Origin of the sequence: Asaia sp. VD9 (genome assembly GCF_037150015.1) — a bacterium.
Taxonomy (GTDB): domain Bacteria; phylum Pseudomonadota; class Alphaproteobacteria; order Acetobacterales; family Acetobacteraceae; genus Asaia.
In genome coordinates, this window is sequence record NZ_JBBCQM010000001.1 from 368,944 (window position 1) to 383,099 (window position 14,156).

General features: G+C 58.8%; 12 protein-coding genes, 1 tRNA gene and 1 riboswitch. Of the genes, 9 read left to right on the top strand and 4 right to left on the bottom strand.

Annotated elements, in window-relative coordinates; translation table 11 throughout:
* The first annotated feature begins 31 nt into the window (after positions 1-31).
* The 5 genes from WFJ47_RS01670 to WFJ47_RS01690 all read left to right on the top strand — a co-directional run bounded on the left by WFJ47_RS01670 (position 32) and on the right by WFJ47_RS01690 (position 5,261).
* Positions 32-952 carry a peptidylprolyl isomerase gene (locus tag WFJ47_RS01670; RefSeq protein WP_336760450.1) on the top strand — a complete coding sequence of 307 codons (921 nt, stop codon included), beginning with the start codon at positions 32-34 and terminating at the stop codon, positions 950-952.
* 139 nt (positions 953-1,091) lie between these two features.
* Positions 1,092-2,327 (top strand): bifunctional glutamate N-acetyltransferase/amino-acid acetyltransferase ArgJ, encoded by a 1,236-nt coding sequence (argJ, locus tag WFJ47_RS01675; RefSeq protein ID WP_336760451.1) that lies wholly within the window; start codon positions 1,092-1,094, stop codon positions 2,325-2,327.
* Between the two features lie 289 nt (positions 2,328-2,616).
* Positions 2,617-3,852, top strand: a complete 1,236-nt coding sequence (locus WFJ47_RS01680; protein ID WP_336760453.1) for an NAD(P)/FAD-dependent oxidoreductase — start codon at positions 2,617-2,619, stop codon at positions 3,850-3,852.
* A gap of 26 nt (positions 3,853-3,878) precedes the next feature.
* Complete coding sequence (locus WFJ47_RS01685) at positions 3,879-4,637, top strand: 2OG-Fe dioxygenase family protein (protein WP_127102876.1); 759 nt, start codon at positions 3,879-3,881, stop codon at positions 4,635-4,637.
* A gap of 60 nt (positions 4,638-4,697) precedes the next feature.
* Entirely contained in the window at positions 4,698-5,261 is a 564-nt protein-coding gene (locus WFJ47_RS01690; RefSeq protein WP_370265597.1) for a hypothetical protein, read from the top strand.
* Positions 5,262-5,285: 24 nt separating this feature from the next.
* Here the strand turns inward: WFJ47_RS01690 and WFJ47_RS01695 are convergent.
* Positions 5,286-5,359, bottom strand: a tRNA-Gly gene (locus tag WFJ47_RS01695).
* 106 nt (positions 5,360-5,465) lie between these two features.
* A riboswitch (SAM riboswitch) is annotated at positions 5,466-5,545 on the top strand.
* Between the two features lie 64 nt (positions 5,546-5,609).
* Between WFJ47_RS01695 and metZ the strand changes: the two genes are divergently transcribed.
* Positions 5,610-6,797 carry an O-succinylhomoserine sulfhydrylase gene (gene metZ, locus WFJ47_RS01700; RefSeq protein WP_336760456.1) on the top strand — a complete coding sequence of 396 codons (1,188 nt, stop codon included), beginning with the start codon at positions 5,610-5,612 and terminating at the stop codon, positions 6,795-6,797.
* Positions 6,798-6,833: 36 nt separating this feature from the next.
* The gene (apaG, locus tag WFJ47_RS01705; RefSeq protein WP_127102831.1) at positions 6,834-7,310 is read left to right on the top strand and encodes a Co2+/Mg2+ efflux protein ApaG; all 477 of its coding nucleotides are present in this window, start codon (positions 6,834-6,836) and stop codon (positions 7,308-7,310) included.
* Here the strand turns inward: apaG and WFJ47_RS01710 are convergent.
* Together WFJ47_RS01710 and WFJ47_RS01715 are read right to left on the bottom strand one after the other, a co-directional pair.
* The gene (locus WFJ47_RS01710; protein WP_336760459.1) at positions 7,270-9,282 is read right to left on the bottom strand and encodes a diguanylate cyclase; all 2,013 of its coding nucleotides are present in this window, start codon (positions 9,280-9,282) and stop codon (positions 7,270-7,272) included. The two genes, apaG and WFJ47_RS01710, sit on opposite strands and share 41 nt — an antisense overlap.
* Positions 9,283-10,344: 1,062 nt before the next feature.
* Positions 10,345-10,560, bottom strand: coding sequence for a hypothetical protein (locus tag WFJ47_RS01715; protein WP_127102829.1), 216 nt, complete (start codon positions 10,558-10,560; stop codon positions 10,345-10,347).
* Between the two features lie 494 nt (positions 10,561-11,054).
* Between WFJ47_RS01715 and WFJ47_RS01720 the strand changes: the two genes are divergently transcribed.
* Both WFJ47_RS01720 and WFJ47_RS01725 read left to right on the top strand, forming a co-directional pair.
* Positions 11,055-12,458, top strand: coding sequence for a sugar porter family MFS transporter (locus WFJ47_RS01720; RefSeq protein ID WP_336760462.1), 1,404 nt, complete (start codon positions 11,055-11,057; stop codon positions 12,456-12,458).
* Between the two features lie 106 nt (positions 12,459-12,564).
* Positions 12,565-13,728 (top strand): bifunctional 2-C-methyl-D-erythritol 4-phosphate cytidylyltransferase/2-C-methyl-D-erythritol 2,4-cyclodiphosphate synthase, encoded by a 1,164-nt coding sequence (locus tag WFJ47_RS01725; protein WP_336760464.1) that lies wholly within the window; start codon positions 12,565-12,567, stop codon positions 13,726-13,728.
* A 153-nt stretch (positions 13,729-13,881) separates the two neighbouring features.
* Here the strand turns inward: WFJ47_RS01725 and WFJ47_RS01730 are convergent, their stop codons facing one another.
* Positions 13,882-14,055: a hypothetical protein gene (locus WFJ47_RS01730; protein WP_336760465.1), complete on the bottom strand. Its 174-nt coding sequence runs from the start codon at positions 14,053-14,055 to the stop codon at positions 13,882-13,884.
* Positions 14,056-14,156: the final 101 nt, after the last annotated feature.

Genomic DNA, 14,156 nt, shown 5'->3' on the forward strand with positions numbered 1-14,156 from the left:
AGTTCCACGAGTTTTTCGAGGTTATTTCTCCATGCGGCTTACCCGCCCGGCTCTTTTCTGCGCCGCCCTCATTTCCGGCACGACTCTGGTGGCTCCGGCCTTCGCGGCTCCCGCCCCCGCTGCCCCGGCAAGTGCGGCTCCGGCCGCTGCTGCGGCTGCGCCTGCCGACGCCAACCCGCTGATCGCCTCGGTCAACGGCCAGAAGATCTATCTGGATGACGTCAAGAAGGCCGCCGCCGGTCTGCCGCCGCAGGCACGCCAGCTGCCGCCCAACACGCTGGTCAACATCCTGCTGAACCAGATCGTCAGCCAGAAGGCGATCCAGATCGACGCACTGAAGGAAGGTCTCGACAAGAAGCCTGACGTCAAGGCGCAGATGCAGGATGCCGCGGATAACGCGCTGCAGAATGCCTATCTGCAGGAGAAGGTCGCACCGATGGTGACCGAGGACGCCATCAAGCAGGCTTATCAGGCGAACTACGCTTCCAAGAAAGGCGAGCAGGAAATCCATGCCCGTCACATTCTGGTTGCCGATGAAGCGACTGCGAAGGACGTGATCAAGCAGCTCGACAAGGGTGCGAAGTTCGAAGATCTGGCCAAGAAGCTCTCGACCGACAAGGGATCGGGCGCCAGCGGTGGCGATCTGGGTTGGTTCAAGAAGGACGACATGCTGCCGGAATTCTCGAAGGCCGCTTTCGCCATGAAGCCGAACACGATCAGCCAGACCCCGGTGAAGACCCAGTATGGCTGGCATGTGATCCAGGTCCTCGCCTCGCGTGAAGCCCCCGTTCCGCCGCTCGATCAGGTGCATGACGAGATCCGCCAGCAGCTGATCCGTGACAATGTGCGCAAGATCGTCGAGGCCGCTCAGGCCAAGGTCAAGATCGTACGCTACGACGCCCAGGGCAAGCCGATCAGCGATGTCCCGGCAGCTGCTCCCGCCAAGAAGTAAAGTCTGTCGAAAAGTGAGGTATTCACTCTCACTTTTCACTCACGCGGCCAGTCTTTTCACCTGATTTCCGGGTGAAGGGCTGGACCTGAGGCGCAAGCCGTGCATCCTCCTTCCGACGTTTACCGTTCGGAGACAGATCATGGCCAAAGCCCTCCCCCGCTCCCCCCTCGCCCAGCCTTTGCCGCGCCTCGAGCCGGTAGCAGGTGTGCGGCTTGGCGCTGTCGCCGCCCAGATCCGCTACAAGGATCGCCCCGATCTCATGATGATGGAATTCGTGCCCGGCACGACGGCGGCTGGCGTGTTCACGCGCAGCAAATGCCCCGGCGCGCCTATTGACTGGAGCCGCGCCGCTTTGGCTCAGGGCAAGGCACGCGCGCTCGTCGTCAACTCCGGCAATGCCAACGTGTTCACGGGGCGCGCGGGCATCATTGCCACGCAGATCTCAGCCGCCGCCGCAGCGCGCGTCGTCCATTGTCCCGCAACAGAAGTCTTTCTCGCATCGACAGGCGTGATCGGCGAACCGCTCGATGCCGAGCGTATCAGCGACGCCATGCCGAGCCTGTATGAAGGATTGTCGTCGGAAGGTTGGGAAGCCGCTGCCCGGGCGATCATGACCACCGATACGTTCCCCAAGGCAGCGACACGCAAGGTCGAGATCGGCGGCAAGTCGGTCACGATCCAGGGGATTGCCAAGGGCAGCGGCATGATCGCGCCCGACATGGCTACGATGCTCGGCTTCGTAGTCACCGATGCGGCGATCTCCCATGACGTGCTGCAGGCCCTCCTCTCCGAGGGAACCGAGCGCAGCTTCAACGCCATAACGGTCGATTCCGACACATCCACCTCGGATATGGTGCTGGTCTTTGCCACCGCGCAGGCAGGCAATCCCGAGATCACGACCCTGACCGACCCGGCGCTGGTCGCATTCCGCGAGGCACTCGATTCCCTGTTGCTCGAACTCGCCCTGATGGTCGTGCGCGATGGCGAGGGCGCGACGAAGATGTTCACGGTGCGCGTCAATGGCGCTGTCTCGGATGAGTCGGCCAAAAAGATAGCCCTGGCCATCGGCAATTCTCCGCTGGTGAAAACCGCGATCGCAGGTGAGGACGCCAATTGGGGCCGAATCGTCATGGCCGTGGGCAAAAGCGGCGAACCCGCTAACCGTGATACGCTCTCTGTTGCCATAGGCGGCGTATGGATTGCGCGCCAGGGGACCGTAGTTGACGGCTATGATGAGGCACCCGTAGTCGCCCACATGAAAGGGCAGGATATCGAGATCCAGATTGATCTCGGCCTCGCCAATGGTCATGCGCAGATCTGGAGCTGTGACCTGACCCACGGTTACATCGACATCAACGGCTCCTATCGGAGCTGAGCCTGCGGTGACCGGCCCCTGGGGTCGGTCACCTGCTTTCATTTCCTCTCTACCCGCCCCTGCGTCCACTGATTTCAAGGTCTGACATCGCCAGAAGTTGCGATTGCACCGCATTTTCATTTGATTTAGTACTCCTGCCGTCCCTTTTTGTTCAGGAGAGGGCATCCCGTGTCTGGACGGACGCGTTGATTGCACCCACATTGTGGGTCATGAGCCAGGACAGCTCACGGTAAACGCAATCATATCAGCGTCGTACTCCATGCCCGGGCGACGCCGAGGAGGAACAGGCATGGCAAATGGATTTCGCGTGGTCATCATCGGCGGCGGTGTTGCCGGGATGGAAACGGCGATGACGCTGGGTCGCGGGCGTCACCGCGACATCGAAACCACGCTGATCGACAAGGGCGCCGTGCATTACTGGAAACCGATGCTGCACGAATTTGCAGCCGGCACCGGCGAGGAGGCACGCGACTGCACGACGTTCATTGAAGCAAGCCGCCGCTTTGGCTTCCGCTTCATCCAGAGCTCGCTCAGCAGTGTCGATCGCGAGAAGCACGAGATCCGTCTCGCGAATGACGAATTCATTCCATACGATATGCTGATCGTCTCGCTCGGTTCGCGTTCGAATGATTTCGGGATTGAGGGGGTGATGGCCAATTGCACCTTCATCGATTCCCTCCCGGATGCGAGTAGCTTCCACGAGAAATTCCGTGCCGCCTTCCGAGATGCTGCTGCGCGCAACACCACACTGGAGGTCGGTATCGTGGGCGGCGGCGCAACGGGTACCCAACTCGCGGCCGAACTGTGCAGTGCGATCGATCTGGCACCCGGTTACGGCAAGGAGGCCCGTCGCAACCTGCTGCGTCTCTCTCTGATCGAGACCGGCAAGCGCATCCTGCCAGCATTCCCCGAGCGCGTTTCGAACGATGCGCGCAAGCAGCTTGAGGCCCTTGGTGTCAGCGTCCTGACCGAGGCGATGGTGACTTCCGTGGACGAGGCGGGCTTTCACCTCAAGGATGGCCGCATTGTTCCGGCATCGCTGCGAGTCTGGGCCGCTGGCGTGCGGGCCAGCGCCGCCACGGAGCTCTTCGAAGGGCTCGACATCGCTCGCGGCGGGCAGATCGTGGTCAACCATCACATGCAATCGACCCGCGATACGTCGATCTTTGCGTTAGGCGACTGCGCACGAATCAATGATTCCCCGCTTCCCGCCACCGCTCAGGTTGCACGCCAGCAGGGGATCTATCTCGGTCGGGCGATTCCGATCATCGCGCAGGGTCGCGAGCCCTCGACTTTTGTTTACCGCGACCGTGGTGCCGTTGTATCGCTGGGTGACTATAATGGATGGGGCATGGTCGGTTCCTCGACGAGCTTTGGAGGCGGTCTCCTGCGCGGGTTGGCACCAAGATGGCTGCATGATCTGATCTTCCGTCAGCATCAGATCGGCGTCATGGGGCTGGCGCGGGGAACAGCAGCGTTCCTTAAGGCCCATTTGAACCCGACCCGGCCCCGTCTGGACAAATAACACCCGATCAACGGTAGTCTCGCGTCATGCCTCTTCAGCGATCACAATCTCTCCCCGCCCCCGAAGCAGAGCGCCTCGACGCGCTGGTAGGCGCCCTGCAGGCACAAGGCTATGCCTTCGAGCGTGGACCCGAAATGCGCTCGTTTCTCCAGGCCTTTGGCTTCGAGGACTGGGAGCGCTTCGCTGAAAGCTGGCACCGGCTCGGTCTTGATCGCTACATGGCCGACGGCGGTCGCTACCGTAAGCGGCGTTATGCGACCTACGCGCTTGCTGGTGGCCGCATCGATCGCAAGCGCCATCAGCCCCACTATCAGAGCCGTGATTACAACCTGCTCAATGGCGGGATAGAACGCTGGTTCGGACCGATCGAGGATGCCATCGCCAGCCATCCGGTGATGCTGTCCATTCTCAATGCCGCCCATTTACTGGCGTTGCGCATGACGCCCGCCTCAACCCAGCCCGATAGCTGGCACGCGGAGGTGCACCAGTTCCGTATCGAGGCGCAAGCCGGCAATCAGGGGCGCCCCACCCCTGAAGGGATGCATCGCGACGGTGTGGACTGGGTGTTCGTCCTCATGGTGAGCCGAGAGAATGTGGCGTCCGGTGTCACCACCATCCATGACGACCACAGGCGCGAGATAGGGTCCTTCACACTGGCTTCTCCACTCGATACAGCCCTCGTGGACGATCATCGTGTCTTTCACGGAGTGACGCCTGTTGAGCCTATCGACCCGGCACGTCCTGCGTATCGTGACGTACTGGTCGTAACGCTGCGTCACGCGTAAGAAGCAGGGCATCCACAAAGTCCGGCGAGTCGGCGCTGAACAAGAATGAAAGACAAGTCGATGCGTTTACCCCAGGCTCTGGTGCATGCTGCGCTTGTAAGCACGGTTTTCTGCAGCCTCATGGGCCCGTCCGCCTGGGCGGGAGCCCATCGCGCCACATCCCAGAACAGCGCTGGCCCGCACCCCGTGATTCTTTCGAGCCTGCCTGGAACAAACCTGGATCACGAAGCGCGCGAACTGAATGCTGCTGATCTCGCCGATGCTGCCAAACACGATGACCAGCCCGTGGTACTCGTCGCATCTGCCCCGCTCTCGACGGACAAATCCGATATGGCTCTGTTCGTGCAACTGCAATCCGCGCGGCTTTGCGGCTCCGCAGGATGCTCGACCTCGGTCTATCTGAGACACAAGGGTGGCTGGAAGCTGGTTCTCGATTCGGTTAGCGGTGCCATCTCGGTTCTCCCGAGCCGTCACAATGGGATGCACGACTTGCTGATCGACAAGAACGACCGCTGGACATGGAACGGCACGACTTATCAGGATGGGGCTCCTGCCCCCGCGCCACAGAAGGCGGCGCCCAAGAAGACTGACGACGCGCCGAAGAAAAAACTTCTGCGCGGCTGAAAAAGCCGATGCAATTTTTGAGGCTGGAGCGGGTGAAGGGAATCGAACCCTCGTATGCAGCTTGGGAAGCTGCCGTTCTACCATTGAACTACACCCGCACGGCGCCCCTTCTAGCGCAGCCGCGTACGCCTTGCAATGTCTCTCCCCCTGTTGACGAAGCATCATCGCTTTGCGCATAGTCGCAGCCGTCAAGCGCTCCGACGAGCGATTGACCCTCGCGATTTGAAAGGCCGGATTGCGGCGAGGCTAAACAACAGCGCTAAAGAGGCCCGGGATCCATCACATCCCAGGTTTTCCACGGCCAGAATCGCACCTTCATCTCCCGGTGCATTTTGGAGTGTCTTCCCCATGACAGACCACAGCTACGGCCCCTCGACCCGCCTGCTCCACCAGGATGTCAGCCGAACGGAACATGGTGAAACCAGCGAGTCCATCTTTCTTACTTCCGGCTTCGTCTATGAAAGCGCCGAACAGGCTGCTGCCACCTTCACCGGTGAAGTAACCCATTATCAATATTCGCGCTTCGGCAACCCGACCACCGACGCCTTGCAGGCGCGCCTCGCCCTGCTCGAAGGGGCAGAAGCCTGCATCGTCACTGCAAGCGGGATGGGTGCCGTTTCCTCTGCGCTGCTGTCACATCTGAAGCAGGGCGATCGCGTCGTTGCCTCGCGGGCGCTTTTCGGTTCCTGCTACTGGATCGTGACGACGCTCCTGCCGCGATATGGCATCGAAACCGTTCTGGTCGATGGGGATGACTGGGCAGGCTGGGAAGAGGCACTCGCCACTCCCGCCGGCGCGGTCCTGATCGAGAGCCCCTCGAACCCCATGTTGGACGTGCTCGATATCGAGCGCATCGCCACTCTGGCACACAAGGCCGGCGCGCTTTTGATGGTCGATAACGTCTTCGCATCCCCAGTGGGGCAGAAGCCGCTCGAACTCGGCGCAGACGTCGTGCTCTACTCCTGCACCAAGCATATTGACGGCCAGGGACGCGTGCTGGGCGGGGCGGTTCTCGGCCGCAAGCAGTGGATCGAAGAGGTACTCCAACCTTTCACGCGCAATACCGGCAATGCACTTTCCCCGTTCAATGCCTGGGTACTTCTCAAAGGGCTCGAGACCTTGCCGCTCCGCGTCAATGCCATGGCGTCCAATGCAAGCGCCGTCGCGCATTTCCTGGAAAATCAGCCGGGGATCAAGCGCGTGTCCTATCCAGGGCTCGCCTCGCACCCGCAGCGCTCACTTGTTGAAAAGCAGATGAGTAATGGGGGTTCCCTGGTGGCGTTCGAGGTCGAGGGCGGGAAAGAGGCGGCCTTCCGCTTCATGAATGCGTTCAGGCTCATCGCCATTTCGAACAATCTTGGCGATGCCCGCTCACTGGCGACCCATCCTGCAACGACCACCCATTCCAAGGTCGCCGCAGAGGAACGCGCGCGCCTCGGGATCACCGATGGCGCTATCCGCCTTTCGGTCGGGCTTGAAGATAGTGCAGATCTGATTGCTGATCTTAAACGAAGCCTTGCTGCGCTGAATGGCTGATTGCCTTTAGCGCGACCCTGAGCCTACAAGGCGGGCATGTCGTCCCAGAAACCCGCCCCACCCCGCCTTGTTGCTGACCCGGATGCAAGCTTCGCCGAGGCCATCGAAACCGCGCCGCGCTACGAGGCCACGACACGCGATATCACCGTTTCCGTGCGCAGCTTCTGGCTGGAGGACCAGTCCCAGCCAGAAGAACACAGCTATGCCTGGGCTTATCATGTCCGGATCGAGAATGGCGGAGACGAGACGGTCCAGCTCCTGAGCCGGTCGTGGGAAATCACGGATGGGCGCGGCAAGACGGATCATATCCATGGTGATGGCGTGGTCGGCGAGCAGCCCATTCTCGTTGCCAGCGAGATCTTCGAATACACCTCAGGGGCGGCACTTCCCACACCATGCGGCTTCATGCGCGGTGTTTACCACATGATCGTACCCGCGACATCGGAGCGCTTCGAGGTCGTCATTCCACCGTTCAGTCTGGATAGCCCTCATCGTCTAGGTCTCGTTCACTGACGACGATACGTCCGCGCCCTGCAATCTTGGCTTTGTAAAGGGCCTGATCCGCGCGCTCGAGTGCATCGGACCAAGCTTCCTCAGGGCTCATTCTGGCGATGCCAGCGCTGCACCCGACGCTCAAGGTGCCTATCTTGGTTTCGAATGGGACGTCACTCAGAGTGCCCAGCAATGTGGCGATACGCGCTCTGGCAGCCACGAAGTCTCCCTGTATGACAATCAGGAACTCCTCTCCGCCATAACGACCGATGATCTCCTCCTGATATTTCGCGCGCAGTAGGCGCGCCCCGATACCCGCGAGAATCTCGTCACCAATCACGTGACCGAAAGTGTCGTTGATCGATTTGAAATGATCAACGTCCAACAGTGCCAGGGTCGCAAAACGTGTGCTCGACCTGACATCGAGACGAGACAGTCGCTCCAGAAGACGCGACACGCTCGCCTCAGCCGTACGACGGTTCATGAGGCGCGTGAGGCCATCCTGACGCGCCTGCTGCTCGAGCGCATGCTGGGCCGCCCGCATCTCGATCGTACGTTCATTGACCAGAGCCTCAAGCCGATGCTGACGCTTGAGGAGATAACGAAAACGCAGATGGGTAAAAGCATAAGGCAGCGCTACCACACTCATGGTGTAGAGCATGATCAGCGGCCACGTGGTCCACCAGGGCCGCTGCATACGGATTTCGAGTGTAATCGGGGGGGAGATCAGATTGCGGTTATCGTTCAATGCCTGGACAACGAGGCGCGAATGTCCCGGAGGCACGAAGTTATAGCGAATCTCGCCCGTGGTGGTCGTGATCCAGTTCTGATCGACACCTTCCAGCCTGTAACGAAAATAGGTTGTATTCGCGAGGGCGGTATTGAGCGTACCCAGAGTGACCATGAGCGGATCGCGGCTAAACGGAACCGCCTTCTCTGGAAGAAGATGGTCGCCAAGCGCCACGCGTATGAAGACAGGATCGAGCGTCTGTCGCTCGAACAGGCGTTCAGGGTGCAATAGATGCGAAACGCCTCGGCTCGTTGCGACCCAGATTGAGCCGTCCTCATCCTCAGAGAGGCCCTGCTGATTGATATTGGAAGAAAGAAGCCCGTCATCACGGGTCATCCTGATCCATTCGAGCCCGTTATAAACCGCGAGCCCGTTTTCAGTCCCGACCCACAGGCGGTGCCGCTTATCCCAGAGCAGGCTGAAAATGAGCTCGGAACCCACGCGATCTGCGCCGATCTGCTCAATTCGGCTGATCCGGTTTCCGTCCAGTACCAGATGCATCAGCCCGTTCTTGGCCCGAATGCCGCCAATCCAGAGATCATCCCTGGAGCTGAAGGTCATGGCCATCGGAATGAAGTCTTTTGCATTCGGCCACTCGGTCAGCACCGACACCCACGCCCCGTCGGCGTCGCGCCGATAGAGAGAGGTACCGATCACGGCCCATGGCGTATCGTCAGCACGCAAGGCAAGCGTGCGCGCCATTTGCGAGACAGTCTTTCCGTCACGTCCATGAATGGGCTTTGGCTGGGCCTCCACTGCCTCTCCCAGCGAGTAGATCCCGGCATCGGATGCAATCCATAAGAGATGAGAGCGACGGGAGAGAGCCAACGCAACAACACGGTCCAGCGCGATCTGCCGATCGCAGTGTGAGGACGTCCGCTCCACCTCGCAATGCAGCAGGAGCTGATCATCGACAGGGGCCCAGAAGGAATGTCCTGAGTCTTTTAAGGCGAAATAGTAGTTACCGCCTCTCAGAGCACTTCCGATAACGTGCTTATCGACTGGATACATGCCCTGGCCGGAGAACAGCAATTGATATCCGCTGAACGGTAAGACCGACCAGACATAGCGTATGTGCTGAGGCTCAAGATTTTCTAGATCCCCCCAGCCGACAAGCTTGTCGAGTTCTACAAGATCCTGCGCGGTCCAAACCTGCCGGTTCCGGTCGATAAAGGCGAATAGGATATCCTGCTCTCGGCTCAAGTCGTGGTTGAGATAGCTCCAAAAAGCCCCATTGAACGAACGTAGACTGTCGCCGTCGAAAAAGATCTTTGTATCACCCCAGCCCTCTGCGAAGGTGGCACGGGCCCCACCCAGGGGAAACTCAATCGGCCAATTCAAAGGAGTCGCGCTGAACCGTCCGACATCATTAAGTGAAATGAGCGTCTTCCCATCAGTGAAGTACGGCACTTGATCGGATGGACCGGGGGACGGCTGAGGATGCTGCATTCCAAATGGTGCGCGAAAGATAATCCGACCCGAGAGATCCCTAAGACTCGCCTCGCCGTGCAAAGCGACATAGGTCCGGTAACCGTTTTGATAGACATTCTCTCTTCTGTGGGCGAAAAGCGGCGTGGGATTACAGCCGAGATTGTATCGCGGATTCAAAACACATGAATGTAACCCCGAACTATCCAGAACAAATATATCCTCATTATCGACAAATATATTCCTGATCTGTTGCAGCCCCTTTACGAACAAATGCTGAAATACCAACACATTGGGCGAGATACGGGCGCTTGTGGCAGAGATCGAAAGGTAGATATTCTGCCCCTGTATCACCAGCACTCGCCCGTCCGGCATAGGCCGCACGATCGCGACTAAACTCGCGGCACCGGCAAAATTGAGTGCTCTTATTGGATAAAATCGTTTGCCAGAATAAAAATACGTTGATCTACGAGTTGATACGTAAAGATACCCGAGCCGATCCTGAGACATGCGGAATATGTAGGAGCTATCGATCCCATCTTCCTGCGAAAATCGCCGCATTTGTAAAGACAGATCGTCTGCGTGCCCAATCCCTGAGGTCGTTATAACCCCCAGAATTACGACGATAAGACGCCCAATCGTGAGCGGGAGTGCCAACACGGCGCCATACAGGCGTCTTAGATCGAAAAAGGTGGCCACTACCCTCTCCGCGGTGGCACCTTTTTTTTCAACTTTTGTTAACACCAATATAATTGCACGATCCCCGAGCCAAAGACGCTAACCGCCTTTGCACATCCTAGGATGATTTCCCCGTTTGGTCGTTAAAAACACGCAAGTTCAGCCAAAGTGGGCAACGCAATTGCCATAAGTGCCACAGGGGTCAACGGTCTGCCCCTTGTCGGGGCGGGGGCCGGTGAGCGAGATCGTTGGCTGAGCGGCGCGAACCTGATGCGCGGGGCCAGCTGAGGCCTGTGTGATCGTGCCAGCGGCATTCACCGCGCCGATGAGAACAAAAGCGGAAAGAGCGCGAGCGGCAAAAGCGGAAATGGTCATTGGGGTGTTCCATTCAATATTGCGAGCGTGAGTGCTTGCCTAATGAATGAAACAATCAAACGACGCTGTCTTGCGCCGTTATCGAATGTTATTGTGGTAGAGTCATAATCTATACAAATGTTCTATAGTACATAAATAAATATTCTATTCTCTGTTATCGTAAAATTAACATTTAACTTAGAATCATACAGCCACGACCGTATCGGTTCTCCCATCATCTGATCAATATTGATTCAAAAGGTTGTTTTTTTATGATAAATTAACTGTTTACTGAGGCAAATCGATCCCGGTTTCGACAGCCTCCCTGGGCGAATCAGACCGATCTAACAGAAAGACGGACGCAGCATGACCCACATAATGAGCTAACGCGAATTTGGTTTGAAATAACGTGATAGATGCGCGAAGATAACACGCGTTCTGGGATTTCTTGTGTGACGCAGACGGTTCTTCACAAGCAACCTCGCCCAGACATTCTCGACTAGGGTCTTCTCATTATGAGTAACGTTTCCACTTCCGCGCCAGCGCAGACAAAGCTTCCGCTGGTAGGAAAAATGATGTTGGCAGCCATCCTCGCTGCCGTTGCCGGCCTGATGTTCGGCCTTGATATCGGCGTGATTTCTGGTGCGCTCGGGTTCATTGCCAAGGAATTCCAGGCGAGCGATACGGCCCAGGAATGGATCGTCTCCTCCATGATGTTCGGAGCCGCTCTCGGCGCGCTCGTTGCTGGCCGTCTTTCCTACGGACTCGGCCGCAAGAAAGCCCTGGTGCTCAGCGCCGCCCTGTTCATGCTCGGCGCCATTTGCTGCGTTCTCGCCCATTCGGTCAGCCTTCTGATCGTGGCGCGCGCCATCCTCGGCCTCGCCATCGGCATCGCGAGCTTTGTTGCACCGCTCTATATTTCGGAAGTCGCTGACGAACAGCATCGTGGCAGCCTCATCTCAGTGTATCAGTTGATGATCACGATCGGGATCTTGCTGGCCTTCATTTCCGATGCCCTGTTTGCTTATGCAGGGGCCTGGCGCTGGATGCTCGGGATCGTCGCTGTTCCAGGCGCAATCTTCCTTGTCGGTTCGCTCTTCCTTCCTGACAGCCCGCGCTGGCTCATGCTGCGCGGACGTCATGATGACGCCCTTGAAACCCTGTCGACACTGCGCGCCACGCGCGAGGAAGCAGAGAGCGAGATTCGTGACATTCAGGCGAGCTTGAAAGAGAAGCAGCGCGGCTTTTCGCTATTCCTCGAGAATCCGAATTTCCGCCGCTCGGTGATGCTGGGTATCGGCCTGCAGATCGTTCAGCAGCTCACCGGCATCAATATCGTGATGTATTACGCGCCGCGTATTTTCGAAGTCGCCGGGTTTGGCCAGGACGGTCAGATGTGGGGCACCGCAATCGTGGGTCTCGTCAACATGCTGGCCACATTCATCGCCATTGGTTTTGTCGATCGCTGGGGCCGTCGCCCAATGCTTGTCGCGGGCTTTGCCATTATGGCGGTTGGCATGGGCGCTTTGGCGGTTCTTCTGTCCTTCGGGCAGGATTCCAGCACCATGATGCATTACCTTGCCGTGGCGGTGCTACTGCTCTTCATAACCGGCTTCGCCTTCTCGGCAGGTCCGCTCATCTGGGTCCTGTGCGCCGAAGTTCAGCCGCTCCAGGGACGTGATTTCGGCATTGCCTGCTCAACCTTCACCAACTGGATTGCCAATATGGCGGTGGGCGCGACCTTCCTGACGCTTCTTGGCACCCTCGGTGCGTCACACACCTTCTGGCTCTACGCTGCGCTGAATGCGGTCTTCATCCTGGTGACCCTGGCTTTCGTACCCGAGACGCGCGGGGTCACGCTCGAATCCCTCGAGCGCAAGCTCAATCTCGGAACGCGACTTCGCGATATCGGTCGCTGAGGCGCCCCTTCCCTGACGGGAAACGGAGACAAGGCCCTGCGGGAAACTGCAGGGCCTTTTTTCTTGTCTTGACGTTCATCCGACAAATCCGCATTCCCTGAGCATCATGCGTATTGCTGCCATCCTCCTCGCCGCCGGTTCCGGTCGCCGCTTCGCTGATGCCAGCGCTGCGCCCGCCTCTGGTCTCGCTGCCCTGCCGAAGCAGTACATGCTTCTCGGTGGCAAAACCGTCATTCGTCATGCGGCCGAAGCCCTGCGTGACCATGTCACCCTCATTCAACCTGTCGGCGACGACCCTATGCTGTTGCAGGCGCTGGACGGCATAGAGACACTTCCTCCCGTAGCGGGCGGCCGTGAGCGTCAGGACAGCGTGCGTGCCGGGCTCGAAGCTCTGGCTGCTCTGCCCGAGCCGCCTGATCTCGTGCTGGTCCATGATGGTGCACGCCCCTACGTGCCTGCTGACGTCATACGCAATGTACTCGAGGCTCTTGATACCACGCCAGGCGCCATCCCGGCTGTGGCGGTAGCGGACACACTCAAGCGTGGACGCGACGGTCTGGTCGATACCACAGTCTGTCGGGACTCCCTGTGGCGCGCACAAACGCCGCAAGGGTTCCATTTCCCGCTCCTTCTCGATCTGCATCGCACCCATAAGGGCCCGGTTACGGACGATGCGGCGCTGCTGGAAGCCGCTGGCCACCCCGTGGCACTCGTCCAAGGCGCAGAAGACAACATCAAACTCACCCTACCGGAGGATCTCGTGCGCCTGGAACGTCTGCTCGGCTCGACCCCACTCCCGCGCACCGGCCTGGGCTATGATGTGCATGCTTTCGAAGCCGGACGTCCGCTAATCCTGTGCGGCATCACCATTCCCCATGACCGTGGCCTCGCAGGTCACTCCGATGCGGATGTAGGCATTCACACGCTTTGCGATGCGATCTATGGCGCTTTGGCCGAGGGGGATATCGGTCGCCACTTCCCCCCGACAGACAATGAGTGGAAGGACATGGATTCGGCGCGCTTCCTCATCCATGCGGGTGAGCGCATCCGTCAGCGCGGAGGCATGCTGATCAACGCCGACGTGACCCTCATCTGTGAGCGCCCCAAGATCGGACCACACGCGCAGGCCATGCGTGAACGCCTTGCCTCGCTGCTCCAGGTCGACGTGGACCGTATTTCGGTCAAGGCAACCACCTCTGAGCGCCTTGGCTTTACGGGGCGCGAGGAAGGCATCGCGGCAACAGCCGTGGCAACCGTTCTGGTGCCCTGAGCCCGGCTCACGACCCACTAAAAAAAGCCCGGCCAAAAGCCGGGTTTTTTATTGGGCAACGCGATTTATAGCGCGTGTTTCCAGAAAAGTAGTTTGCCCCCCCTCGCACTTGGAGCGATACGCTCACATGTTCGGAGGCAATGACTGGCTTGTTCAGCCTTTAATCGCGCAGATCACGACAATCACCGGCGTGGCTGCGAGGACCAGCCAGACATTCTGTACACATTTCGCAACGAAATGCGCAGAACGGACCTTGAAGGGAGTGCGACGAGTGAGAATTTCAGCAACGATATTCTCATCCAGAACGTTCTGAATACGAGAGGACATGCCTGATCCTTACGCCAGTTGATCTGATTACCGACTCAGTACTAGATCGAATTCGATCCATTTTCCAGTAACCAATGGTCACCGAATGTGATGACCTTGCC

Excerpts from the sequence above, each read along its gene's own strand:
- WFJ47_RS01670 (WP_336760450.1), top strand. The coding sequence starts at position 32 with ATGCGGCTTACCCGCCCGGCTCTTTTCTGCGCCGCCCTCATTTCCGGC.
- argJ (WP_336760451.1), top strand. The coding sequence starts at position 1,092 with ATGGCCAAAGCCCTCCCCCGCTCCCCCCTCGCCCAGCCTTTGCCGCGC.
- WFJ47_RS01680 (WP_336760453.1), top strand. The coding sequence starts at position 2,617 with ATGGCAAATGGATTTCGCGTGGTCATCATCGGCGGCGGTGTTGCCGGG.
- WFJ47_RS01685 (WP_127102876.1), top strand. The coding sequence starts at position 3,879 with ATGCCTCTTCAGCGATCACAATCTCTCCCCGCCCCCGAAGCAGAGCGC.
- WFJ47_RS01690 (WP_370265597.1), top strand. The coding sequence starts at position 4,698 with ATGCGTTTACCCCAGGCTCTGGTGCATGCTGCGCTTGTAAGCACGGTT.
- metZ (WP_336760456.1), top strand. The coding sequence starts at position 5,610 with ATGACAGACCACAGCTACGGCCCCTCGACCCGCCTGCTCCACCAGGAT.
- apaG (WP_127102831.1), top strand. The coding sequence starts at position 6,834 with ATGTCGTCCCAGAAACCCGCCCCACCCCGCCTTGTTGCTGACCCGGAT.
- WFJ47_RS01715 (WP_127102829.1), bottom strand. The coding sequence starts at position 10,560 with ATGACCATTTCCGCTTTTGCCGCTCGCGCTCTTTCCGCTTTTGTTCTC.
- WFJ47_RS01720 (WP_336760462.1), top strand. The coding sequence starts at position 11,055 with ATGAGTAACGTTTCCACTTCCGCGCCAGCGCAGACAAAGCTTCCGCTG.
- WFJ47_RS01725 (WP_336760464.1), top strand. The coding sequence starts at position 12,565 with ATGCGTATTGCTGCCATCCTCCTCGCCGCCGGTTCCGGTCGCCGCTTC.
- WFJ47_RS01730 (WP_336760465.1), bottom strand. The coding sequence starts at position 14,055 with ATGTCCTCTCGTATTCAGAACGTTCTGGATGAGAATATCGTTGCTGAA.